The organism is Streptomyces sp. NRRL F-5123 (genome assembly GCF_000721495.1).
Classification (GTDB): Bacteria; Actinomycetota; Actinomycetes; order Streptomycetales; family Streptomycetaceae; genus Actinacidiphila.
Map to the genome: position 1 here is coordinate 72,056 of NZ_JOHY01000014.1, position 21,018 is coordinate 93,073.

At 75.7% G+C, this 21,018-nt stretch carries 24 protein-coding genes and 1 pseudogene; 12 read left to right on the top strand and 13 right to left on the bottom strand.

What is annotated here, in order from left to right:
* Positions 1-226: 226 nt before the first annotated feature.
* Positions 227-1,594 carry a serine/threonine-protein kinase gene (locus tag IH54_RS0115950; RefSeq protein ID WP_234343554.1) on the top strand — a complete coding sequence of 456 codons (1,368 nt, stop codon included), beginning with the start codon at positions 227-229 and terminating at the stop codon, positions 1,592-1,594.
* Positions 1,595-1,803: 209 nt separating this feature from the next.
* On the top strand, positions 1,804-3,042 hold the full coding sequence (gene thrS / locus IH54_RS0115955) for a threonine--tRNA ligase (protein WP_031517252.1): 1,239 nt from the start codon (positions 1,804-1,806) through the stop codon (positions 3,040-3,042).
* 59 nt (positions 3,043-3,101) lie between these two features.
* On the opposite strand, the gene IH54_RS0115960 is transcribed toward thrS, so the two are convergent.
* Positions 3,102-3,545: a MarR family winged helix-turn-helix transcriptional regulator gene (locus IH54_RS0115960; protein WP_031517254.1), complete on the bottom strand. Its 444-nt coding sequence runs from the start codon at positions 3,543-3,545 to the stop codon at positions 3,102-3,104.
* A gap of 148 nt (positions 3,546-3,693) precedes the next feature.
* Here IH54_RS0115960 and IH54_RS0115965 point away from each other — a divergent pair, with 148 nt between their 5' ends.
* A complete protein-coding gene (locus tag IH54_RS0115965) occupies positions 3,694-4,680 on the top strand; it encodes an NAD-dependent epimerase/dehydratase family protein (RefSeq protein ID WP_031517256.1) in 987 nt (328 codons plus the stop codon).
* Between the two features lie 366 nt (positions 4,681-5,046).
* The gene (locus tag IH54_RS0115970; protein WP_031517258.1) at positions 5,047-5,238 is read left to right on the top strand and encodes a hypothetical protein; all 192 of its coding nucleotides are present in this window, start codon (positions 5,047-5,049) and stop codon (positions 5,236-5,238) included.
* A 7-nt stretch (positions 5,239-5,245) separates the two neighbouring features.
* On the opposite strand, the gene IH54_RS0115975 is transcribed toward IH54_RS0115970, so the two are convergent.
* Together IH54_RS0115975 and IH54_RS0115980 are read right to left on the bottom strand one after the other, a co-directional pair.
* Positions 5,246-6,706 carry a condensation domain-containing protein gene (locus IH54_RS0115975; RefSeq protein WP_031517260.1) on the bottom strand — a complete coding sequence of 487 codons (1,461 nt, stop codon included), beginning with the start codon at positions 6,704-6,706 and terminating at the stop codon, positions 5,246-5,248.
* A 254-nt stretch (positions 6,707-6,960) separates the two neighbouring features.
* Positions 6,961-7,719, bottom strand: coding sequence for a DeoR/GlpR family DNA-binding transcription regulator (locus tag IH54_RS0115980; protein ID WP_031517262.1), 759 nt, complete (start codon positions 7,717-7,719; stop codon positions 6,961-6,963).
* A 146-nt stretch (positions 7,720-7,865) separates the two neighbouring features.
* Between IH54_RS0115980 and IH54_RS0115990 the strand changes: the two genes are divergently transcribed.
* Positions 7,866-8,534: an NUDIX domain-containing protein gene (locus IH54_RS0115990; protein ID WP_031517263.1), complete on the top strand. Its 669-nt coding sequence runs from the start codon at positions 7,866-7,868 to the stop codon at positions 8,532-8,534.
* Between the two features lie 67 nt (positions 8,535-8,601).
* Here IH54_RS0115990 and IH54_RS0115995 read toward each other — a convergent pair whose 3' ends face one another.
* From IH54_RS0115995 to IH54_RS0116010, 4 genes are all read right to left on the bottom strand, one after another.
* Positions 8,602-9,093: a metallophosphoesterase family protein gene (locus IH54_RS0115995; protein WP_031517264.1), complete on the bottom strand. Its 492-nt coding sequence runs from the start codon at positions 9,091-9,093 to the stop codon at positions 8,602-8,604.
* Positions 9,094-9,097: 4 nt separating this feature from the next.
* Positions 9,098-10,078, bottom strand: coding sequence for a TIGR03557 family F420-dependent LLM class oxidoreductase (locus IH54_RS0116000; RefSeq protein WP_031517266.1), 981 nt, complete (start codon positions 10,076-10,078; stop codon positions 9,098-9,100).
* Between the two features lie 128 nt (positions 10,079-10,206).
* A complete protein-coding gene (locus tag IH54_RS47695) occupies positions 10,207-10,392 on the bottom strand; it encodes a DUF6126 family protein (RefSeq protein ID WP_031517268.1) in 186 nt (61 codons plus the stop codon).
* A gap of 46 nt (positions 10,393-10,438) precedes the next feature.
* The gene (locus IH54_RS0116010) at positions 10,439-11,107 is read right to left on the bottom strand and encodes a helix-turn-helix domain-containing protein (protein ID WP_052397498.1); all 669 of its coding nucleotides are present in this window, start codon (positions 11,105-11,107) and stop codon (positions 10,439-10,441) included.
* A 190-nt stretch (positions 11,108-11,297) separates the two neighbouring features.
* On the opposite strand from IH54_RS0116010, the gene IH54_RS0116015 reads away from it, so the two are divergent.
* The 3 genes from IH54_RS0116015 to IH54_RS0116025 all read left to right on the top strand — a co-directional run bounded on the left by IH54_RS0116015 (position 11,298) and on the right by IH54_RS0116025 (position 14,295).
* Positions 11,298-12,290 (top strand): NAD(P)/FAD-dependent oxidoreductase, encoded by a 993-nt coding sequence (locus IH54_RS0116015; protein WP_052397499.1) that lies wholly within the window; start codon positions 11,298-11,300, stop codon positions 12,288-12,290.
* Positions 12,291-12,638: 348 nt separating this feature from the next.
* A complete protein-coding gene (locus tag IH54_RS0116020) occupies positions 12,639-13,373 on the top strand; it encodes a hypothetical protein (protein WP_052397500.1) in 735 nt (244 codons plus the stop codon).
* A gap of 79 nt (positions 13,374-13,452) precedes the next feature.
* Positions 13,453-14,295: a VOC family protein gene (locus IH54_RS0116025; RefSeq protein WP_159011867.1), complete on the top strand. Its 843-nt coding sequence runs from the start codon at positions 13,453-13,455 to the stop codon at positions 14,293-14,295.
* On the opposite strand, the gene IH54_RS45550 is transcribed toward IH54_RS0116025, so the two are convergent.
* Positions 14,252-14,500 (bottom strand): hypothetical protein, encoded by a 249-nt coding sequence (locus tag IH54_RS45550; RefSeq protein ID WP_159011869.1) that lies wholly within the window; start codon positions 14,498-14,500, stop codon positions 14,252-14,254. The genes IH54_RS0116025 and IH54_RS45550 overlap by 44 nt on opposite strands.
* Before the next feature lie 94 nt (positions 14,501-14,594).
* On the bottom strand, positions 14,595-15,212 hold the full coding sequence (locus IH54_RS0116030; protein WP_031517277.1) for a TetR/AcrR family transcriptional regulator: 618 nt from the start codon (positions 15,210-15,212) through the stop codon (positions 14,595-14,597).
* A 277-nt stretch (positions 15,213-15,489) separates the two neighbouring features.
* On the opposite strand from IH54_RS0116030, the gene rpmG reads away from it, so the two are divergent.
* The 3 genes from rpmG to IH54_RS0116045 all read left to right on the top strand — a co-directional run bounded on the left by rpmG (position 15,490) and on the right by IH54_RS0116045 (position 16,779).
* Positions 15,490-15,654 (top strand): 50S ribosomal protein L33, encoded by a 165-nt coding sequence (rpmG, locus tag IH54_RS41665; protein WP_052397501.1) that lies wholly within the window; start codon positions 15,490-15,492, stop codon positions 15,652-15,654.
* Between the two features lie 59 nt (positions 15,655-15,713).
* Positions 15,714-15,965 carry a type B 50S ribosomal protein L31 gene (locus IH54_RS0116040; protein ID WP_031517279.1) on the top strand — a complete coding sequence of 84 codons (252 nt, stop codon included), beginning with the start codon at positions 15,714-15,716 and terminating at the stop codon, positions 15,963-15,965.
* A 166-nt stretch (positions 15,966-16,131) separates the two neighbouring features.
* The gene (locus tag IH54_RS0116045; RefSeq protein WP_031517281.1) at positions 16,132-16,779 is read left to right on the top strand and encodes a hemerythrin domain-containing protein; all 648 of its coding nucleotides are present in this window, start codon (positions 16,132-16,134) and stop codon (positions 16,777-16,779) included.
* A gap of 51 nt (positions 16,780-16,830) precedes the next feature.
* Here the strand turns inward: IH54_RS0116045 and IH54_RS43165 are convergent.
* A pseudogene (locus IH54_RS43165) lies at positions 16,831-17,315 on the bottom strand (GNAT family N-acetyltransferase).
* Between the two features lie 89 nt (positions 17,316-17,404).
* Between IH54_RS43165 and IH54_RS0116050 the strand changes: the two are divergent.
* Positions 17,405-17,935: a GNAT family N-acetyltransferase gene (locus tag IH54_RS0116050; protein WP_031517284.1), complete on the top strand. Its 531-nt coding sequence runs from the start codon at positions 17,405-17,407 to the stop codon at positions 17,933-17,935.
* 42 nt (positions 17,936-17,977) lie between these two features.
* On the opposite strand, the gene IH54_RS0116055 is transcribed toward IH54_RS0116050, so the two are convergent.
* The 3 genes from IH54_RS0116055 to IH54_RS0116065 all read right to left on the bottom strand — a co-directional run bounded on the left by IH54_RS0116055 (position 17,978) and on the right by IH54_RS0116065 (position 20,904).
* Positions 17,978-18,610, bottom strand: a complete 633-nt coding sequence (locus IH54_RS0116055) for an AAA family ATPase (protein WP_031517286.1) — start codon at positions 18,608-18,610, stop codon at positions 17,978-17,980.
* Positions 18,611-18,738: 128 nt separating this feature from the next.
* Positions 18,739-20,325: an MFS transporter gene (locus IH54_RS0116060; protein WP_063762313.1), complete on the bottom strand. Its 1,587-nt coding sequence runs from the start codon at positions 20,323-20,325 to the stop codon at positions 18,739-18,741.
* A 12-nt stretch (positions 20,326-20,337) separates the two neighbouring features.
* Complete coding sequence (locus IH54_RS0116065; RefSeq protein WP_031517290.1) at positions 20,338-20,904, bottom strand: type 1 glutamine amidotransferase domain-containing protein; 567 nt, start codon at positions 20,902-20,904, stop codon at positions 20,338-20,340.
* Positions 20,905-21,018 lie beyond the last annotated feature (114 nt).

Genomic DNA, 21,018 nt, shown 5'->3' on the forward strand with positions numbered 1-21,018 from the left:
AAGCAGCCGCGGTTCGGGCCCGGCACGCGCCGCGTGCCGATTCCGGCCGGGCACGCAGCGCAGGACGCGGCACGGCAGAACCGCATGATCCCGCCCCGGGCGCGGGCGCACCACTGTGCGAACGCCGTACGCCCGCCCGCCGACCCGTAGTCTGGGGCCGACGCGGGAGGGGTGCGTGGAACGGATCGGCACATACGGGGTCGTGCGCAAGCTCGGCGAAGGCGGCATGGGCACGGTGTGGCTGGCGAAGTCCCGCGGCGGGCGGCTGGTGGCGGTGAAACTCGTCCGGCCCGAACTGGCCGGCGACCCCGCCTTCCGGGCCCGCTTCCGCGCCGAGGTGGCCGCCGCCCGCAGCGTCGGCGGCTTCCACACCGCGCCGGTCGTCGACGCCGACCCGGAGGCCGCCGAGCCCTGGCTCGCCACCGCCTACGTCCCCGGGCCGACGCTGAGTCAACTCCTCGCCGCCGAAGGGCCGATGGACGAGCCCCGGCTGCGCGAGCTGGGCGCCGCGCTCGCCGAGGCGCTGCAGGCGATCCACCGCTGCGGGCTGGTGCACCGGGACCTGAAGCCCGGGAACATCGTCATGGCCGGCGACGGACCCCGCGTGCTGGACTTCGGCATCGCCCGCGCGATGGACGACGCGCGCCTCACCACGACCGGCACGGCCTTCGGCACGCCCGGCTTCCTCGCGCCCGAGCAGGCCGAGGGCCACGACGTCGGCCCGGCCGCCGACGTCTTCGCCTTCGGCGCGGTGCTCGTCGCTGCCGCGGGCGGCAGCGCCTTCGGCGGCGGCACCCCGGTCGCGCAGATCTACCGCTCCGTGCACGGCGATCCCGACCTGTCCGCGGTGCCGGACGCGCTGCGCGCGCTGGTCGCCGCGTGCCTGGCGAAGGCGCCGGAGTGGCGGCCCACCACGGAGGAGCTGCTGGACCGGCTCAGTCCGCTGGACGGCCCGCCCGCGGCGTCCGCCGCACCGACGTCGTACGCGCTCGCTCCGCCGCGGGAGCGCGACACGCCGGTGCCGCCGGGGACGGGGGAGCGCGACACGCCCGGGCCGCCGGGAGCGGGGGACGTACCGCCGCAGGGGGCGCCGGGCCTTGCGCCGCAGGTCCCGGTGCCCGTTCCGCCGCCGCCCGCGTACCCGCCGTCGGCGTACGGGGCCGGATCCGTGTCCGCCGCGCCGGCGCCGCCGTACGCCGCCGGGCCGCCGTACGCACCGGGTGCGGGGCCGGGCGGTGGCGCGCTGCCGCCGTCGCCGTACGGCCCCGGGGCGCCGATACCGCCGCCGGGCGCGGCCGCGGGGCAGGGGATGCCGGAATTCCTGGCCATGGACCGCAAGAACGCCGTCGTCCTCGACCACGCGGGCGTGTCGCTGGGCACCGACGGACAGGTCGCCGAAGTGCCCTGGCACGCCGTCGACTTCGCGTGGTGCGAGCGCGCCGCCGGGCGCGGCCACACCCTCCTGGTGGGGGTGTCGCTGCGCGACGGCACCGTCTTCTCGTGCGCGGTCACCACCCGCAGGCCCGCCGAGCTGGAGGCCTGGATCGTGCAGTTCAACGCGACCCTGAGCTACTACAGCCCCGAGGAGGACTGATCCCGGGGCGGGGGAGCGGCGGGGAAAAACCGGATGCGGCCGCCGGTGCGTACGCGCTAGCGTCCGCCGTATGAGAAGCCACGGTCGCACGACGACGCCGGAGTACGTCCCGGCGCGCTGACCGTTGTCCGAAAAGCGAAGCCCCGGGGCGGGTGCCCCGGGGCTTCGCCGCGCCGTCACCCGCCTCGCCGTCCGCGAGGAGACCCGCGATGCACGACCACCGCAAGCTCGGCCGCGAACTCGCCCTGTTCGACACCGATCCGCTCGTCGGCGCCGGACTGCCGTACTGGCTGCCGGCCGGCGCCGCCGTCCGGCACGAGCTGGAGACCTACGTCCGCGAGGAGGAGCGCCGCGCGGGCTACCGGCACGTCTACTCGCCCGTGCTCGGCAAGCGCGAGCTGTACGAGGTGTCCGGGCACTGGTCGCACTACAGCGACGACATGTTCCCGCCCATGGACCTCGGCGGCGAGCAGTTCGTGCTGCGCCCCAGCCTGTGCCCGCACCACGCGCTGATCTACCGCCACCGAGCCCGCAGCCACCGCGAACTCCCGCTGCGCATCGCCGAACTGGGCGGCATGTACCGCTCGGAGCTCTCCGGCGTCCTCGGCGGCCTGACCCGCGTGCGGGCCATCCAGCTCAACGACGCGCACATCTTCTGCACCCTCGGCCAGGCCGCCGCCGAGGCCCGCGACGCCCTGCGGATGATCGCCCGCGCCTACCGGGTGCTGGGCATCGAGCCCGTGCGCCACCGGCTCTCGCTCGCCGGCCCCGGCGGCAAGTACGTCGGCGACGCCGGTATGTGGCGGCGGGCCGAGGCGCTGCTCACCGACGCGCTCGACGCCGCCGGGCTGGAGTACGAGGCGGCGCGGGGCGAGGCCGCGTTCTACGGGCCGAAGATCGACGTCCAGGTCGCCGACCCCGCCGGGCGGGAGAGCACCCTGTCCACCGTCCAGATCGACTTCCACCAGCCGGAGCGCTTCGGCCTGGAGTACGTGGGCCCGGACGGCCGGAAGCACCGCCCCGTCATGGTCCACCGCAGCGTGATCGGCAGTGTCGAACGCGCCGTCGCCCATCTCGTCGAGCGCCACGGCGGCGCCTTCCCCGGCTGGCTCGCCCCCGTCCAGCTGGTGCTGCTGCCGCTGACCGGCGACGAAGTGCCGTACGCCGAGCGGCTGCTGGACCGCTGCCTCGCGCAGGGGCTGCGCGCCGAGGTCGCCCATCCGGCGCAGGGCACCCTCGCCGCCCGGGTGCGGGCCGGGCGCCTCGTCCCGTGGCAGGCCGTCCTCGGCCCGCGGGAAGCCGCCGACGGCACCCTGGCGCTGCGGCTGCGCGACGGCCGCCGGCCCGCCGCGCTTCCGGCCGGGGACGCGGTGGCCCGTGTCGCCGCCCTGGTCCGGGCCCGCACCGCCGAGCTGTGGGAGGACGCCGGGGCGGAACGCGCGGGGTGAGCCGGTGCCCGCGTCCCCGGCGGGCCGCCGGGGACGCGGGGAGGGGCGCCGCGGGCCGGTCAGGCGGGGCCGTCGTAGAGGGCGACGTCCTTGAGCGCGGTGCGGAAGCCGGTCGCGTCCGCGGCGGTGAGGGGGGCCAGGAAGCGGCGCTCGGCCTCGTCGCTCGCGGCGGTGGCGCGGCGCAGGGTGTCGGTGCCCTGCTCGGTCAGGACGACGACGTTGCGGCGCCGGTCGGCCGGGTCGGGGCGGCGGGCCAGCAGGCCCTTGCCCTCCAGGGTGTCGAGGAAGGTGACCATCGTCGTGCGGTCGACGCCGAGGCGGGCGGCCGCCCGCTGCTGGGAGGAGGGGGCCTCCTGGCCGGCGAGCACCAGGAGCACGGCCAGCTCGCGGCCGCTGATGCCGAAGGGGGCGAGCGCCTCCGCGTTGAGGGCGGCGAGCCGGGCCTGAGCGTGCTTCAGGAGGTGGCCGAGCCTGCCGTGCAGCTCGGCCGCTGTGGTGGACATCCCCGAACCTTACAGCTAGCGTGATCGTCAGTGGCGCTGACGATCATCTGCTCTGATCGTCAGTTGATGCTGCGCGCTGTCGGCGCGCGTGACGCGCGCCCCCCGCCCCACCACCTCCCACCCACCCCTCCGGAACGGAGCGCCACGGATGATCCTCGTCACGGGCGGGCTCGGCTTCGTCGGCTCGCACACCGCCCGCGCCCTGCTCGACCTCGGCGAATCCTGCGTGCTGGTCCAGCGCCGCCCGCCCGGCCCGCTTCCGGCCCTTCTCACGGGCGGCCGCGGCGCCGCCCGCGTCAACGTCGAGCAGGCCGACCTCGCCGACGCCGAGGCGCTCGGCCGGATCGGCGCCCGCCACCGCGTCACCGGCGTCATCCACCTCGCCCCCTCCGCCCCCTGGCCCCCCGGTGCCCCCGCTCCCGTCGCGGCGGCCCGCGACGCGCTCACCGGCCTGCTCAACGTCCTCCAGGCGGCAGCCGGGTGGCAGGTCTCCCGGGTGGTCCTCGCGAGCACGATCGGCGTCTACGCGGAAGCCACCGGCGCCACCACCGGCACCGCCGGGCCGCTCCGTGAGGACCAGCCGCTGGCGATGGGGGCCGGGCACGTCATACCGACCTTCAAGAAGATCGCCGAGCTGCTCGCCGGCCACCTCGGCGAAGCCGCCGGCGTCGATGTCGTCAGCGCGCGGATCGCCGGTGTCTGGGGGCCGCTCGGGCGGGCGGCGTCGCCCTTCTTCGCCCTGCCGCAGCTCGTGCACGCCGCCGCCCGGGGCGGTACGCCCGACCTCTCCGCGCTGCACGCCCCGCCCCGCGCCGGGCAGGGCGCCGACCTGATCTACGCCAGGGACTGCGGCCGCGCGCTCGCCCTGCTCCAGCGGGCGCCGCGGCTCGGCCACCGCACGTACAACGTCGGTTCGGGCCGGATCACCACCTACGCCGAGGTCCTGGACACGCTGGCCCGGCTCGCCCCCGAAGCGCCGCTCGGCCTGCCGCCGGGGCGCGATCCGGCGGCAGGCCCCGACGTCCGGCTGGACGTCACCCGGCTGCGCGAGGACACCGGTTACGCGCCTGCGTACGACACGGCGGGCGCGATGGCCGACTACCTGGACTGGCTCCGCGCCGGCAACCCGCGCTGAGCCGCCGTCAGGACAGGGCCCGCTCGCCCAGCCCGCCGAGGGCCGCCACCGCCGGCGCCTCCACGCCCGTGGTGCGGCTGGTTGCACCGCGACGGTTCGGGCTACGCGCCCGCCGGCGTCAGGTACTTCGGCGTCCGGATCCCGGCGAGCGCAAGGCTCCCTCGCGGTCGGCACCGGCTGCTGCGAGACCGACCCGAAGACGCCGATGCGGCAGGGCTACCGCTGCACCGACACCCCGGACACCTGCACCGTCACCCCGGGCACCTCCACCGTCAGCGCGGACGGCTGCCACCCGCTTCCAGGCCGGCGCCCGCTTCGCCCTGCGCCGCCTCCCGCTCCCGCCCCCGGGGGGTGAGCCGCCGGACGGTGAGCCGCCGGACGGTGGCCGCCCGGCTGACGCGTACGGCGCCCGGCCGGGCGCGGGACCCACCCGGCACGGCCGGCCGCCCCGACACCACCTTCGGCACGACGAACGACGATGTCCTGGCCCAACTCGACCCGTCCTTCCGCGGCAAGGACGTCGTCCGGACGATCCGGGCCATCGACTGGCCGCAGTGACGCGGCGTCAGCGTCCCTTCCCGGTGGACGTCACCCCCGTGGTCGCCGCGGGGTCGAGGGCGGCGCGGACCGCGAGGTTCTCGATTCCCCGCAGCAGCGCCTCGAAGAGCGCCGGGGGGAAGTGGTGGGTGTCGGCAGCGAAGCGGAGCAGGATGCCGTCCGGTTCGTCCTCGACGGTCAGGAACATGCGCTCGGACGGCTTGTCGGTCCGGTCCGCCCAGCGGAATCCGCTGCGCTCGCGCGCGGCGCGCAACTGCTCCCGGGTGAGGGGTCCAGCCGCGGGTGCCGCGGCGGACTCGTCGCGCCGGTCGTTGAACATGCACGAGACGCTGAAGCCGGGTCCCCGTTCCCGGGCGACCCGGTCGACCAGGTCCGCGAGCTGCCGCGGGTCGTAGTAGCCGTACTTGTACGCGCTCAGCACGGAGCGCCGGACGCGGCCCACGGCGTCGTCCACGGTGGTGTCCGCCACGTCGAGCACGCAGAGGCCGGGCTGCGTGAGCATGCACACCACCTCTGCCAGGCCGGGGCGGAAGCGGTTGCCGACCAGGGGCCGCATCACGACCGGGTGTGCCCCGGTGACACGTGCGAGCGATATCGCGTGGAGGGCCGTCAGCACGGTGGAGGCCGTGGCGCCGGTGCGCCGCGCGAGAGCGCCGGCGGCGGGCCGCAGCGCACGGGACCGGAACTCCGCGGTCCAGTACCGCGGGCTGCGCGGGTCGCTCGCGCCGGGCGCGTTCTGCGGCGCGAGCGCGGTCAGCAGCTTCTCGTGGTAACGCAGCGCCCTGCCGCCCTGGCGGCGGCCGGCCTCGGAGCGCTGCCAGCGGGCCTGTTCCAGCTGCTGCATGCCCTCGGGCGGGGCGGTGGTCCTGGCCTCCACCTCGCGCAGCATCACCCGGGCGCCGGCGGCGTCGGTCACCAGATGGCACATGACGACGACCATGTGCGTGAGTTCGCCGTGCCGCCGGACCACGCCCATGCGGACGGGCCAGTCGTCGGCGAAGTCGAAGGGGGTGTGCCGGTAGTGCGCCTCGACGGCCGCGGCGGTCCCGTCGGGCTCCGCGTCCTCGGCGACGTCGTGGACCTCGAGGAAGACCGTGCCCGCCCCGAAGAGCTCCTGGCGGGGAGCCGACTCGGGGCCGAAGCGCAGCCGCGTGCGCATCGACGGGTTCCGGCTCACCAGGTACCGGAGCTCCTCCGCGACGTCCTGGACGGACACCCCCGCCTCCAGCCGCTTGGCACCACCCAGCGGCATCCACGAGCCGTGCCGCGTCATCGCCTCCCACAGCGACCACTGCCCCCAGGTCAGCTCCTCGACGCCCGCGCCGGGCCCCTCGAAGTCGACGGCCACGCGTTCGGCGGGGCCGGGCACCTGGTGCCCCTCGCCCTCCCCCGGTAAGCGGACCGGGTACGCGCGCCCCGCGTCGTCGGCGTTCATCGTCTGCGCCTCCATGATCTGGTCGGCCGTCACCAGCCGCCGGGGAGCCCACGGAAGACGTACGGGGCCGGTCGCGCGGCACCGACCCGCACAGGTGCGGCGGCCACCGCGAACTGCTCGGGCACCGGTCTGCCGTCCCGCCCCGTGCTCCCCCTCCCCGTTCGCGGCACCTTACCCGTCTCCCCGGCGAACGTCTCCGGGACAGCGCACCCGGACGTGCTCGCCGTGCCGGGCGGACCGGAGGCCTGCGCGGCACGGGCCGGGTGACGGGCCGGGGCCGCGGGGCTTCAGCCGGCGTCGAGGATCTCCACACCGAGCGAGGCGAGCCGCGCGACGACCGGGTCGCGCGGCTCCGCGTCGGTGACCAGTCCGCTGATCTCCGCCCAGGGCAGGACGCGGTAGGGCGAGGCCGTGCCGATCTTCTCGCGGGAGGCGAGGACGTAGGTCTCCGCGGCCCGCGCGGACAGGGCGCGCTTCATGGCCGCCTCGTCGGCGTCCCCGGTGGTCAGTCCCGCCTCGGGGTGAACGCCTGTGACGCCGAGCAAGCAGAGTTCGGCGGAGACCTGCTGCGCCGCCTCGACCGCGGCGGCGCCGCAGGTGACCGCCGAGTGCTTGAGGACCCGGCCCCCGAGCAGGAAGATCTCCGCCCGCGGGTGTTCGATCAGGGCCGCTGCGACCGTCGGGCTGTGGGTGATCACGGTGCAGTCGAGCCCCTCGGGGAGCGCCCGCGCCACGGCGAGTGCGGTGGTGCCGCCGTCGAGGATGACCGAGCCGCCCGGCCGCACCAGTCCGGCCGCCGCCGCGGCGACCCGCCGCTTGCCGTCCGGGGCCACCGCCTGCCGGGCCGCGTAGGCCGCCGTCGCGGGGGACACGGGCAGCGCGCCGCCGTAGACGCGCTGGCACAGTCCCTCGGCGGCCAGGTCCCGCAGGTCGCGCCGGACACTGTCCTCGGAGATGCCGAAGTCGGCGGCGACGTCCTTGGCCACGACCTTTCCCGTACGGGAGAGCAGTTCGAGCAGGTGTGCGCGTCGTTCAGCGGCCAGCATTCACGTTCCTTCGCGTTCTTGCACGATTCTGCATGTAGCGTAGCGGGCATGTACGACAAGCCCGAGCCCGTCCCGACCGCGTGCCCGTACCGCCCCGGCCCCGGCGCCGCCGGGGACATCCCCCGTCGCACCGCGCTGGAGACCGCGTGACGCGCGGCCCGGGTGCCGACCTGCCCGACCACCGCGGACGCACCGGCCTCCACCTCACCGGACGCGACCTCGACCGCAACCCCGGCGTCCGGATCCGCGACGTCGAGGTCACCTCCCGCGGCTGGCACGTCCTGCGCCGCACCACCTTCGACTACCGGCGCCGCGACGGGCGGTGGGAGACCCAGCAGCGCGAGACCTACGACCGCGGCAACGGGGCCGTCGTCCTGCCTTACGACGCGGGGCGCGGCTGCGTCCTGCTCACCCGGCAGTTCCGCTACCCGGCCTACGTCAACGACCACCCCGACGGCATGCTCGTCGAGGCGGCCGCCGGGCTGCTCGACGCGGACGACCCGGAGACCGCGATACGCCGCGAGAGCGCCGAGGAGCTGGGGGTACGCCTCGGCCCGCTCACCCGTGTGCTCGACGCCTACATGAGTCCGGGCTCCGTCACCGAACGCCTGCACTTCTTCGCCGCCCCCTACACACCGGCGGACCGCACCGGCATCGGCGGCGGGGTCGCGGAGGAGGGCGAGGACATCGAGGTCCTCGAACTCCCCTTCGCCGAGGCCCTCGCCATGACCGGCGACGGGCGCGTCGTGGACGGCAAGACGGTCCTGCTCCTGCAGTGGGCGGCCCTGCACGGGCCCTTCGCGGGCCGGCGCTGAGACCCTGCGCGCGGACTTCCGCTGCGCAAGGACACCTCCCGCCCGGATTCCCACGACCGGGCCCCGCTCACAGCCGGTGGAGCGTCACCTCCACCAGCACGCCGTCCGCCGCGACCGCGGTCATGTACGTACGGTGCGGCTGCCGCCGCCGGTCGGTCGGCGAACCGGGGTTGAGCAGCCGCAGGCCGCCGGGCGCGCGGGAGTCCCAGGGGATGTGGCTGTGACCGAAGACCAGCACGTCCGCGCCCGGGAAGCGGCGGGCGCAGCGCTGCTCGCGCCCCCGGGCGGCCCCCGTCTCGTGCACCACGGCGAACCGCACACCGCCCACCTCGGCGTGGGCCACCTCGGGCAGCCGCGCCCGCAGCCCGGGCCCGTCGTTGTTCCCGTACACGGCCACCAGCCGCCGCGACCGCGCCGCCAGCACGTCGAGGGTGGCCTCGTCCACCCAGTCCCCGGCGTGGACGACGACATCGGCCGAGTCGACGGCGGCGAGCAACGCGGCGGGAAGCTGCCGCGCCCGCGCGGGCACGTGCGTGTCCGACGTCAGCACCAGTCGCACGCGGTCAGCCGGTGGCGCCGGCCGGGCGCAGGCGGCGCAGCGGTTGGTCGAGTTCGCGGGCGTAGAAGTCGAGGAAGCCGTCCGGGTCGGGGCCGGCGTTCTGCAGCACGATCCGGTCGAACCCGGCGTCGAGGTGGCGCTGGACGGCACCGGCGTAACGCTCGGGGTCGGAACCGCAGGTGAACGCCTGGCGGACGTCGTCGGTGCGCACCGTCGTGGTGGCGGCCTCGAAGTTGACGGGGTTGGGCAGTTCGCTCATCACCTTCCACCCGGTGAGCGCCCACCGCGACGACTCCCGGGCTGCCTCCGCCGCGGTCTGCTCGTCGGCCGCCCAGGCGACGGGCACCTCGGCGTACCGCGGCCCCGACCCGCCCCCGGCGCGGTAGTGCTCGACGAGCGAGGGCCTGTCCTCGGTCGCGAACAGCCCGTCGCCGAGCTCGGCGGCCAGCCGGGCCGCCTCCGGGCCACCTGCCGCCACCGCGATCAGCGGCGGCCGGTCCGGCAGGTCGAAGATCCGTGCGTCCTCCAGCCGCAGGTGAGCCCCCTGGTACGACCGGTAGCCGCCCTGCCACAGCAGCCGGATGATCTCCAGCGCCTCCCGCAGCCGCTCGTGCCGCTCCTGCGCCGACTCCGGAAAGCCCGGCCCCACGACATGCTCGTTGAGCCGCTCACCCGCACCCACCCCGAGGACGAACCGGTCGCCGCACAGCAGCGCCAGCGTGGCGGCCGCCTGCGCGATCACCGCCGGGTGGTAGCGCACCGTCGGACACGTCACCCCCGTCGCGAGCCCGACCCGCTCGGTCCTGACCGCGATCGCCCCCAGCACCGTCCACGCGAAAGGCGAGTGCCCCTGTACGTCGAGCCACGGGTGGAAGTGGTCGCTCATCTCCACGAAGTCGAACCCCGCGGCCTCCGCACGCACCGCCTGCCGGACGAGCTCCTGCGGGCCGAAGGCCTCGGCGGCGAGCTTGTAACCGATCTCCATCCGCCCATCCTCGCCCCCCGCGGCCGTCCCCTCCCCACGCCGCCCCCCTGGGCGCCCACCACCATCCGAACGGCGGACACCCCCGGCCGCCCCGTGCCGGCGGCTCCGCGCCGGGGGAGAGGAGCGGGTCAGTGCCTGCCGGCGATGGTGAAGAGGAAGTAGAGGTACGCGGCGAGGCCGTGGGCGACGACGACGTAGACCAGCACGCGCAGGACGACGCCGCGCTGCTTGCGGCGCTCGGTGCCGTTGGTGGTGGGGACGACGGCGGGAGCGAGCGGCCGGACGTCGTGCGGGGTGCCGCCGGTGGTGGTCATGTCCTTGTCCTCCAAGGTGCCGGGCGGTGACCCGGCGTCATGTGCCTCAGTGGGTGGTGGGTCCGCGGTGTGCCGCGGAGGTACGGGACGGCGGGGGGCCCACGCACAGCGCGGACGTCTCGCTCTGCATGAGCGTGTGGACGAACAGCACGTCGGCGCCCGTCCCGCCGGTCGCCGCGAGCCGGTGCGGCACGAGCGAGTCGAAGTGCGCGGAGTCCCCGGGCGCCAGGGTGTGGACGCGCTCGCCGAGCGTCAGCTCCAGCGTGCCGCCGGTGACGTACAGCCACTCCTCGCCGGGGTGCACGCGCACCAGCGCGCGCTGCGCTCCCGCCTCGGCCGGGATGTGCAGCCGCAGCGCCTGCATGGCCCGCCCGTTCCCGCCGGCCCGCCAGTACGTCCAGCCCCCTGCGGGCACCGCGGCGGCGGTGGCGCCGCGTACGATGGGGTCGGGTTCGCCCGCGGTCTCGCCGAGCAGGTCGGAGACGGTGGTGCCGTACATCCGGGCGAGCCCGAGCAGCACCGGGAGCGACGGCTGGCGCAGACCGGACTCCAGCCGCGACAGGTGCGCGGCGGACAGTCCGGCGCGGGCGGCGGCGCTCTCCAGCGTCAGGCCCGCCGCCTGCCGCAGGTCCCGCAGCCGCGGGGCCAGCACCAGGTCGTCGCCGGGCCCGGCCGAAGCGGGCGGTGCGGGGGGCCGGTGGTCGGTGGCTGCCATGCGTCCATGGAACAGCAGCGTGTGCCGCAGAGGCAAAAAGTTTGCCTCACAGGCAAAAGAGCTTCCGCGGCCTCTGCCCGCGGTCCCCGCCCGGCCCTTCCGGCGGACCCTCCCTTGTTGCCGGAACGGCACCGGTGTTTGCCGTACCGCCCCGCCTCCGCCGACCATCGCCGGCGAGGAGGCACCCGACATGACGAACAGCCATCCGTACGAACGCCCCGCCGACGGGCACGAGGTCCTGGTCATCGGCGGCGGCGCCGCGGGCCTTGCCGCGGCCGCGACGCTCGCCCGCGCCCGCCGCTCCGTCCTGGTGGTCGACGCCGGCCGGCCGCGCAACGCGCCCGCGTCCGGCGTCCACACCTACCTCGCCCGCGAGGGCACCCCGCCGGCCGAACTGCTCGCCGCCGGACGCGCCGAGGTCCGCGGATACGGCGGCGACATCCGGCAGGGCACCGCCACCGCCGCCGAGCGCGCCGGTGACGGCGGTTTCCGGGTCACGCTGGACGACGGGACCGTGCTGGCCGCCGCCCGGCTGCTGGTCACCACCGGCCTGACCGACGAGCTGCCCGAGGTCCCGGGCCTGGCCGAACTGTGGGGGCGCGACGTGCTGCACTGCCCCTACTGCCACGGCTGGGAGGTGCGCGACCGCGCGGTGGGAGTCCTCGGCACCTCGGCCCTGGCCGTGCACCAGGCCCTGCTGTGGCGGCAGTGGACCGACCGCGTGACCCTCTTCCTGCACACCGCGCCCGAGCCGGACGACGAGGCGTACGAGCGGCTGGCCGCGCGCGGCATCGCGGTCGTCGACGGCGAGGTCACCCGGCTCGTCGCCGAGGACGGCAGACTCACCGCCGCCGAGCTGGCCGGCGGGCGCCGGGTCGGATGCGACGCACTGGCCGTCGCCACCCGCCTCACCGCCAACTCGGCGGTCCTGGAAGGCCTCGGCCTGGCCGCGGAGGAGATGCGGATGGGCGGGCCGGTCATCGGCACCCGCATCCCCGCCGACCCGACGGGCGCCACGGCCGTGCCCGGCGTGTGGGTCGCGGGCAACGTCGCCAACCCCGTCGAGCAGGTCATCGGCGCCGCTGCCGCCGGGGTGCGCGCGGGCGCGGCGATCAACGCCGACCTCGTCGAGGCCGACACCCGGCGGGCGGTCGAGGCGGCGCGCGCGGCGGCCGCGGCGTAGCCGGGGGGCGGGCCCCGGGACCGTGCGGGCCCGGGGCCCGGGCCGGCGTGGGCGGCCGCGCGCCGCCGGCGGGTCGGGGGAGCGCCCGGTGGAGTGGGCCCGCTCCGGTGAGGGCGGCCCGGGGCCCGGGGCGTGCGCGGCCGGGGCTGCTGCGGAGGCGGCGGCCGCGTGCCGCGGGCGGTCGGGGGCCTGCTCCGGCGGCGACCGTGCGCCGCGCGGTGGTCAGGGGAGCGCCGGGGGCGTACGCCGTCCGGTTCGCGCCGGGGCGCACTTCCGCACGCCGTTGCCGGACACCCGGTCGAACCAGATTCAATAGGGGCAATTCAGGCTGGCAGCAGGGAGCCCCGCATGATGACCGACCGCACCGCCGCCGCGGTGGTCTTCGACGCGCCCTTCACCGACCGGACGGCCTGGGCGGCCGGCCGCACCTCCGCCTACCCCGCCGACGGGCGCAACCCCGGCGACAACAAGCTCGACCGCATCGGGCCCGGCTGCGCGCCCACCGCCGACGGGGTCCTCACCGCCCGCCGCGCCCCCGACGGCGGCTGGCACTGCGCGCTGGTCTCCACCGAGTACGCCCCCGGCGGCTTCGAGCTGCTGCCGGAGGACGAGCTGACCGCCACCTGCGTCGTCCACGACCTCCAGGGCGCCTGGCCCGCGCTGTGGACATGGGGGCGCGACACGGGCCACGGGCCGCAGCCCGGCCACGGCGAGGTCGACGCGTTCGAGTACCACCCCGACCACCCGCGGATGCTGGAGCTGACCAACCACGTCCGCTGCGCCGGGCACTACGCCGAGGACGCCGTCACCCCCGGCGTCCCCTTCGAGCTGCGCGTCGTCTTCGGCGCCCGCAGCGTCGAGTGGTACGCCGACGAGCGCCTGCTCTACGCCGACAACCGCGGGGTCGGCCCGCACTGGCGCGCCTGGCCCGTGGTCTGCATGAGCGTCGCCGCCGGGCGGTACGGCCACCTGGCGCCCGAGGCCGGCGCGGACGAGCTGGCGTGGCGGTGCACGGGACTGACCGTGCGCCGCCCCGCGCCCGGAATCCCCCGAATCCTGCCCGCCGAAAAGTCGTATGAATGATCGCTGCGACAGCGGGCAGGCGCAGGTCCGACATCCCTGCGCGCCAGGGGTCCCTGAGCAATGGAACGGAGTCGGTGCAATGACCCGGCGACAGCCGTCGCACACCCACGCCCACCCCGCCGGCAAGCCCGGCACGGACGTGGCGCGCGGCGCCCCCTGCTGGGTCAGCCTGTCCGCGCGGGATCTCGCCGCGTCGGAGAAGTTCTACGGCACCGTGCTGGGCTGGGAATTCCGCGCGACCACGCTCGGCTCCCGGTTCGCCGTCGCCCTCAGCGACGGCTGCCCTGTCGCCACGATCGGCGCCGTCGCCGGGGACATGCAGGTCGCCGTGGTCTGGACGCCCTTCTTCGCCGTCCCGCAGGTCGACGAGGCGACAGCCCGGATCCGCGAGCGCAGCGCGACCGTCGCGCTGGGCCCGGTCTCCTTCGCCTCCGGCCGCGCGGCGCTCGCCGCCGACCGGGACGGCGCGGTCTTCGGCGTCTGGGACGGCCGGCTGCCCGGCGGCTGGCAGTCCTGGCACGACCGCGGACCCGTCGTCGTACGCCTGCACACCCGGGACGCCTTCGAGTCGGCGATCTTCTACGGCGGTGTCCTCCAGTGGGCCGACGACGAGGCGGACTGCTGCACGGTCGGCTACGAGTTCGACCAGGCCGAAGTCGTGGTGCGCACCGGCAGCAGCGTCGTTGCCCGTATCTCCTCCGGCGCCGTCGAGGCCGCGCCGGACCCGCTCGCCCGCCCGCACTGGTCCGTGGCCTTCGCCGTCGACGACGTCGCGGCCACCGTCGAGCGCGCGCGCGAGCTCGGCGCCACCGTCGTCGACGCCGGTGAGACCGGCGAGGGGCCGTGGGCCGACATCCGCGATCCGGAGGGCGGGCTGTTCACGGTGTTCGCGCGCTCGTCGCACCCGGAGCCGTCGGAGTAGCCGGCAGCGCCGCCGCAGCTGCGGCCCGGGCCGCCCGCCCGCGCCGCAGCGCCGAACGCAGTGCCCGGCAGCCGCGCCCCATCGGGCCCTGCGGCGGTACGGGCGGCATCGGTGCCGCGTCGATCATCGCGTCGATCTGGTCCTTGACCCACTGGTTGGGACGCGCGACCTGACCGCCCGTCCCGTGCTCCTGCCACTGCTGCATGCCCCCGCCTTCCGCCCGTGTGCCGGAGAATATACACGAACGGTCGTGCTAAAAGTTGCCTCGGTGGCCCCGCCGGGCGGCCCGGAGTCCCGGCTCAGGCTTGCGCGGGCAGCAGTGCCGGGTCGGTGGCCGCGTCCCGCAGCCGGTTGAGGATGCCGCGCGCCGCCATCCGGTAGCCCCCGTCGTCGCCGTGCAGCACCGACTCCCCGTTGGCCAGCTCCATCAGCGCGCAGATCTCGAAGACGAGCTGCGCCCGGTCCACGTCCGCCCGCGCCTGTCCCGCCTGCTGCGCCTCGCGCAGCGTCTGCTCCAGGAAGGAGAACCAGTTCCGCCGCGCCGCCGCGATCGTGTCGTGCAGCCGCCCCGGCCGGGCGCCGTACTCGGCGGTGACCGCGTAGAAGAAGCAGCCGCCGGGGAAGACCCGGGCCTGCGAGTACGCGAGCCAGCCCGTGCACAGCCGCCACAGCCGGTCGATGCCGTGCGGCAGCTCGTGCACCGGGTGCACGACCTGCTCCAGGAAGACGCGGATCGCGGTGCGCACCGTCGCGAGCTGCAGATCCTCCTTGGAGCCGAAGAGTGCGAAGACCCCGCTCTTGCTGAGCCCCAGGTCGCCCGCCAGCCGCCCGACCGTCAGCCCGTCCAGGCCCTCGACGGACGCCACGGCGGCGGCGTGGTCCAGCACCAGCCGCCGGGTCTCGTTGCCGCGTGCGATGCGGCCGTCGACGCCGCCGCGCGCGGTCCGGGTCGCGCCCGCCGTACGTGCCGCGCGCTGGGCCGCCGCGCCCCGCGCCGTCCGCGCCGTGTCCGTGGCCGCCACCGAAGCCTCCGCCGGGTCGCCGTTCCGATCCGCCCCAGGGTACGCGGGACGGGCGCACCGCCGTACGGTCACCTGCGGGTCGCCCGAAGGCGGCGGGAATGCCCGGGGTGCCGGGTGCGTTGACCCGAGCGCAAGGCGAAAACGACAACCATGTCGGAGAGGAAGTGGTCCCATGGCCCGCAGCGAACAGCGCCCCGTGGTCACCCTGCGCTCCACCGCCGGGACCGGGCACAGCTACGTGACCCGCAAGAACCGGCGCAACGACCCCGACCGGCTGACGCTGGTCAAGTACGACCCCGTCGCCCGCGCGCACGTGCTCTTCCGCGAGGAGCGCTGACCGCCCGGCGCTCGGCAGCACGTACCCCGGCCCCCCGATCCCACCGCGAGAGGACACCCATGAAGCACGGCATCCACCCCGAGTCCCGCCCCGTGGTCTTCCGCGACAAGGCCGGCGACCTCGCCTTCCTCACCAGGTCGACGGCGACCTCCGACCGCAGCGTCGTCTGGACGGACGGGCAGAGCTACCCCGTCGTCGACGTGGAGATCTCCTCGGCGAGCCACCCCTTCTACACCGGCCGCGCCCGCGAGCTCGACACCGCGGGACGCGTCGAGCGCTTCCGCCGCCGCTACGGCCGCACCGCCGGCTGACCCCGGCCGGCGCGCCGGCCCCGAGCCGGCCGCCGACCACCGCGCCGCGCTCCCCGCCCCGCGGGGAGCGCGGCGCGTCACATTTCCCGCGCCGGATCCGTCACAGGGACGACCGTCCACGCGCCGCGCACGTCCGCGGGGCGCGTCCTTGTGAGAGGAAGACCCGATGCGGAATCCCGAGCTTTCGACCGATTTCACCATGATGTACCTGATGCACGACGCCCTCCGGCGGGAGCTGGGCCACATGAATGCCCTCGCCGCCCGTACGGACGTCGATCCCCGGGAGGTCTTCCGCGGCGCGCCCGGCTGGCAGCTCTTCAAGGACGTCCTGCTCGTCCACCACAGCGCCGAGGACGCCGCGCTGTGGCCCGGCATACGCGACGCCGTCGAGGGCAAGCCCGAACTGCTGGCGGTCCTGGACGCGATGGAGGCCGAGCACGCGCACATCGACCCGGCCCTGGAGGCCGTGGACGCCGCCGTCGCCGCCGAAGGCGCGGACGGCGGCGCGCTGGCCGCCGCCGTGGGGTTGCTCACGGCGGGGCTGACCGCCCACCTCGCCCACGAGGAGGACGAGGGCCTCCCGATCGTCGACGCCCATGCGACGCCGGAGGTCCTGCAGGAGTTCGGCGTGGCGCACAGCAAGGGCTTCGGGGCGAAGGCGCCGCAGGTGCTGCCCTGGCTGCTGGAGGGCGCGGACGCCGCCGACACCGAGGCGACGCTGCGGACGATGCCCGAGCCCGTGCGCGCGCAGCTCGCCGCCGAGTGGCAGCCGGCCTTCGCCGCGCTCGGCCGCTGGGGCGCGCCCGCGGCCTGACCGCCCCGCCGCCGTGCGGGGCACGTTCCCTGCCCCGCACGGCGGCGCGCGTCACAGCGCGCGGTGCATGATGTGCAGCCCGACGTAGCCGGGCTTCGGGTGCCGGAAGCCTCCCGGAGTGTCCCGACGACCTCGAAGCCGAGCGACCGGTAGAGCGCCACGGCAGGATCGTCGGACGCCACGACGGCGTTGAACCGCATCGCCCGGTGGCCCGCGGTCCGCGCCCACTCCACCGAGTACGCGTACAGGGCGCGCCCCGCACCCTTGCCCCGGTGGGCCGGGTCGACCATGTAGCCGGCGCTCGCGATGTGCGAGCCGTTGCCCATGCGGTTCCTCTTCATCTTCGCCGAGCCCACCACCCGGCCCTCGTCGTCGACGGCGACGACGGTGCGGAACGGCTCCGCGAGCATCCACCACTCGCGGGCCCGCTCGCTCGTCAGATCCGGCGGGCAGGTGAACGTCTCGCCCTCGGTGACGATGCGGTGGAAGAACGGCCAGACGGCCGGCCGGTCCTGGTCGGTGGCTTCCCTGATCAGCGTCGGGCCGGCCTGCCCGCCTCCGCGGCGCCGCCGCCACCGTATATTCCCCGCCGGTGTCCCGCGGGGCGGCACTAGGCTTGGCGCCCATGGACGACAGCGCGCCCCGTATACGCATCCGGCCCGGCGCCCCCGCCGACGCTCCCGCCGTGCTCGACATGCTCGACGGCGCGGTGGCGTGGATGAACGGCCGCGGCAACACCGAGCAGTGGGGGACCACCCCGTATTCGCAGAAGCCCGGCGGGGTGGAGCGGGTGCGGCGCTACACCACCGACAACATGCCCTTCATCGCCGAGGTGGACGGCGTGCCCGCCGGGGCGGTCGTGCTCGACACCGGCCCCAGCCCGCAGATGCCCATCGCGCCCGCCGCCGAACCCGAGCGCTACGTCCGGCTGCTGATCTCCGACCGGCGGCTCGCCGGGCAGGGCATCGGCGCGGCGCTGCTGGAGCACGCGGCCGAGCAGACCCGGCAGGCGGGCGTGTCGCTGCTGCGCGTCGACTGCTGGGCGGGCGGCGGGGGCGAACTCGTCGCCTTCTACGAGCGCTGCGGCTTCACCCGTACGGAGAGCTTTCTGTCCGGCAGCTGGCCCGGGCAGGTCCTGGACCGCCGGGTCGGCTGACGGATCCGGGCCCGCGGGCCCGCGACCGCCGGAGCTGCCCGCTCAGTCGAGGCGGATGTGCTTCACGCTCACCCAGGTCCGCCGCAGCGTGCCGCGCAGCGCGCCGTCGGTGTCCGGCGCCGCGTCCAGCCCGGCGGAGGCAGCGATCCGCCCGGCCACCTCCGGGACGCCGATGCTGTCGGTCCACAGCTGCTCGGCGAAATCCGGCCCCTGGAGCCGCTCCAGGCACAGGTCCAGCTTCCCGAGCGCGAAGCTCTCGCGCCGCAGCGGGACGTCCTTCCCGGCGACCGCCCCGAGCGCCCACCCGAAGGCGCGGCTCCGCAGCCGCCGCACAACGGTCTCCCGCTCGGCGAGCAGCGCGAAGTGCCGTACGTCGTGCCCGCGGTCGCGCAGCCGCCCGACCGTCTCCGCGAAATACCCGGGCTCGACCACCGTCATCGGCACGATCACCGCCCCCGGATGCCGGGTCGCCGCGATGTCCAGCACCTCGAAGACCCCCTCCCGCCACGCCCGCAGGTCCTGGAAGTCCCCCCGCAGGGCGCGCGGCATCGCCCGGTGCAGCCCGAACCCGACATGCTCCGGATCGCACACCACGCTCCCCGCGACCCGCCGGGCCAGCTCGTACGCGGTCGCGGTCTTGCCACCCCCGAAGGGCCCGTTGATCCACACCAGCATGCAGCGACCCTACGCGTCCGGCCCGGTGCGCGGGCGGGGGCGCGGCAGCAGCAGGCCGGCCGGCGGGCGGCTGAGGTCGCTCGGCGCTCTTCCGCCGGGCTGAGCCCCTTTGAACTCTTCCGCCGGGCTCAGCCCTCTTCCGTCGCGGAGACGAAGTCCCGGCTGCGGATTAGGAGCAGCGAGAGCACGCCGCCCACCAGGGCGATGACCGCCGCCACCAGCAGGATGTGGTCCAGGCCCGCGGTGAAGGCGGCGCGGGCCGCGGCGGATGCCGCCGGGCGCTGCGCAGGCGGGACGTGGGCGACGGCGGCGGAGGACTGGCCGTTGGTGAGCGCCGACGCGAACTGCGAGGCCTGCGAGGACAGGCCCGGGATCCGGCTCAGCTGCTCCGTCACCACCGACTGCACCCGGGTGGCGAACAGCGCGCCCAGCAGGGCGATGCCGGTCGCGACGCCGACCTGCCGGAAGGTGGAGTTGACGCCCGAGGCCATGCCCGCCTGCCGGGCCGGCACGACGCCCACCGCCGTCGAGGCGAGCGGCGGGTTGATCATGCCGATGCCGACGCCCGCGAGCAGCAGGCCGGGGATCAGGTGTGTCCAGCCGGAGCCCGCACCCAGCCCGCGCATCCACAGCAGGCCGAGGCCCACGACGATCCCGCCGGGGCCGATGAGCAGCCGCACCGGCACGCGCGACGACAGCCGCCCGGAGACCGCGGCCACGACGAAGATCGGCCCCGAGGCCACCAGCAGCCTCAGGCCCGTGCCGAAGGCGGAGTAGCCCAGCACGTCCTGGATGTAGAGGGTGAGGTACAGGAACATCGCGAAGATCGACGCGGCCATGCTGAAGGAGGCGATCAGCCCTCCCGAGAAGGTGGGCTTCTTCAGCAGCGACAGGTCGAACATGGGCTGCCGTCCCGCGACCTCGATCGCCAGGAAGGCGCACAGCAGCACCGCCGCGGCCGCGAAGCACTCCAGCACCAGCGTGTCGGTGAAACCGCGCTCACCGGACTTGATCAGCGCGAAGACCAGGAAGGCGAGCGAGCCGGTGAAGGTCGCGAAGCCCCACCAGTCCGGCCGCCGCGGGCGCGGGTCGCGCGACTCACGGACCCGCGCCCATGTCACCGCCAGGGCCATCAGCCCGACCGGCACATTGACGTAGAAGATCCAGCGCCAGGAGATCCCCGAGGTCAGCGCGCCGCCGACGACCGGACCGACCGCCACGGCCAGGCCCGTCACCGCGCCCCACACCCCGAAGGCCAGCCCGCGCTCGCGGCCGTGGAAGGTCTCGGCGAGGATCGCCAGCGACACCGCGAACATCGCGGCGCCCCCGATGCCCTGCAGCCCGCGCGCGAGCTGCAGGAAGAGCGTGCCGGTGGCCATCCCGCACAGGAGCGAGGCGATCGTGAAGACGGCGAGCCCGGCCAGGTACGCGCGTCTGCGCCCGAAGAGGTCGGCCAGCGAGCCGCAGGTCAGCAGCGTCGAGGCGAGGGTGAGGGCGTAGGCGTCCACGACCCACTGGAGGTCGGAGAAGCTGCTGTGCAGCTCGCGCTGCACATCCGGCAGCGCGACGTTCACGATGGTGATGTCCAGCAGCAGCATGAACGTGCCGACGCACACCGCCGTCAGCGTCCACCAGCGGTGGACCTCGCCCTGCCGCGCCTGGTCGCCGGAGGGCGCGGCCTGTCCGGTCGCGGGGGTCTGGGCCCTGGTCGCCATGGCGTACGCCCCTCAGGGCGACGTGACCAGCGCCGCCTCCACCTCGCGGAGGAAGTCGTCCAGGTCGTCGGGGGTGCGCGAGGTGACCAGCGTCCAGCCGCCCGTGCCGTCGGCGACCACCGGGCGGTCCACCCAGCGGCCGCCCGCGTTGGCGATGTCGGTGCGCAGCGACGGGTACGACGTGAGGGTCTTGCCGCGCACCACGTCCGCCTCCACCAGCGCCCACGGGCCGTGGCAGATCGCCGCGACGGGCCGCCCCGAGGCGGCGAAGCCCCGGGCCGTCTCGACGGCCCGGTGGTCCATCCGCAGGTGGTCGGCGTTCAGCGCGCCGCCCGGCACGAGCAGCAGGTCGTAGTCCGCCGGGTCGGCGTCGTCGAGCGTCGTCGTCGGCGGGACGCTGCGGCCCGGCTCCTTGTCGCCGACCAGCGTCTGCACCGGCTCCCGGGACACCGCCGCCACGTCGACGTCGGCGCCGTTGCCGCGCAGATGGTCGACGGGGACGACCAGCTCGTCCTGCTCGACCCCGTAGTTCGTGACCACTGCGAGGACCTTGCGTCCCTGGAGATCGTTGCCGGCCATGGGCTCGCTCCCTTCCCGGGTGTTCGCGCGTCGTCCTCCCACGCGTGCCCGACGGAGAGACCGGTATGCATCGCCGTCCGGCGCGCCCGCCGGTTGCGGCGGCGGAGGACGGGT

What these genes read in the sequence shown, in the direction of transcription:
- IH54_RS0115950 (WP_234343554.1), top strand. Translation starts at nt 227, where the DNA reads ATGGGCACGGTGTGGCTGGCGAAGTCCCGCGGCGGGCGGCTGGTGGCG.
- thrS (WP_031517252.1), top strand. Translation starts at nt 1,804, where the DNA reads ATGCACGACCACCGCAAGCTCGGCCGCGAACTCGCCCTGTTCGACACC.
- IH54_RS0115960 (WP_031517254.1), bottom strand. Translation starts at nt 3,545, where the DNA reads ATGTCCACCACAGCGGCCGAGCTGCACGGCAGGCTCGGCCACCTCCTG.
- IH54_RS0115965 (WP_031517256.1), top strand. Translation starts at nt 3,694, where the DNA reads ATGATCCTCGTCACGGGCGGGCTCGGCTTCGTCGGCTCGCACACCGCC.
- IH54_RS0115980 (WP_031517262.1), bottom strand. Translation starts at nt 7,719, where the DNA reads ATGCTGGCCGCTGAACGACGCGCACACCTGCTCGAACTGCTCTCCCGT.
- IH54_RS0116000 (WP_031517266.1), bottom strand. Translation starts at nt 10,078, where the DNA reads ATGGAGATCGGTTACAAGCTCGCCGCCGAGGCCTTCGGCCCGCAGGAG.
- IH54_RS47695 (WP_031517268.1), bottom strand. Translation starts at nt 10,392, where the DNA reads ATGACCACCACCGGCGGCACCCCGCACGACGTCCGGCCGCTCGCTCCC.
- IH54_RS0116010 (WP_052397498.1), bottom strand. Translation starts at nt 11,107, where the DNA reads ATGGCAGCCACCGACCACCGGCCCCCCGCACCGCCCGCTTCGGCCGGG.
- IH54_RS0116015 (WP_052397499.1), top strand. Translation starts at nt 11,298, where the DNA reads ATGACGAACAGCCATCCGTACGAACGCCCCGCCGACGGGCACGAGGTC.
- IH54_RS0116020 (WP_052397500.1), top strand. Translation starts at nt 12,639, where the DNA reads ATGATGACCGACCGCACCGCCGCCGCGGTGGTCTTCGACGCGCCCTTC.
- IH54_RS0116025 (WP_159011867.1), top strand. Translation starts at nt 13,453, where the DNA reads ATGACCCGGCGACAGCCGTCGCACACCCACGCCCACCCCGCCGGCAAG.
- IH54_RS45550 (WP_159011869.1), bottom strand. Translation starts at nt 14,500, where the DNA reads ATGCAGCAGTGGCAGGAGCACGGGACGGGCGGTCAGGTCGCGCGTCCC.
- rpmG (WP_052397501.1), top strand. Translation starts at nt 15,490, where the DNA reads ATGGCCCGCAGCGAACAGCGCCCCGTGGTCACCCTGCGCTCCACCGCC.
- IH54_RS0116040 (WP_031517279.1), top strand. Translation starts at nt 15,714, where the DNA reads ATGAAGCACGGCATCCACCCCGAGTCCCGCCCCGTGGTCTTCCGCGAC.
- IH54_RS0116045 (WP_031517281.1), top strand. Translation starts at nt 16,132, where the DNA reads ATGCGGAATCCCGAGCTTTCGACCGATTTCACCATGATGTACCTGATG.
- IH54_RS0116050 (WP_031517284.1), top strand. Translation starts at nt 17,405, where the DNA reads ATGGACGACAGCGCGCCCCGTATACGCATCCGGCCCGGCGCCCCCGCC.
- IH54_RS0116055 (WP_031517286.1), bottom strand. Translation starts at nt 18,610, where the DNA reads ATGCTGGTGTGGATCAACGGGCCCTTCGGGGGTGGCAAGACCGCGACC.
- IH54_RS0116060 (WP_063762313.1), bottom strand. Translation starts at nt 20,325, where the DNA reads ATGGCGACCAGGGCCCAGACCCCCGCGACCGGACAGGCCGCGCCCTCC.
- IH54_RS0116065 (WP_031517290.1), bottom strand. Translation starts at nt 20,904, where the DNA reads ATGGCCGGCAACGATCTCCAGGGACGCAAGGTCCTCGCAGTGGTCACG.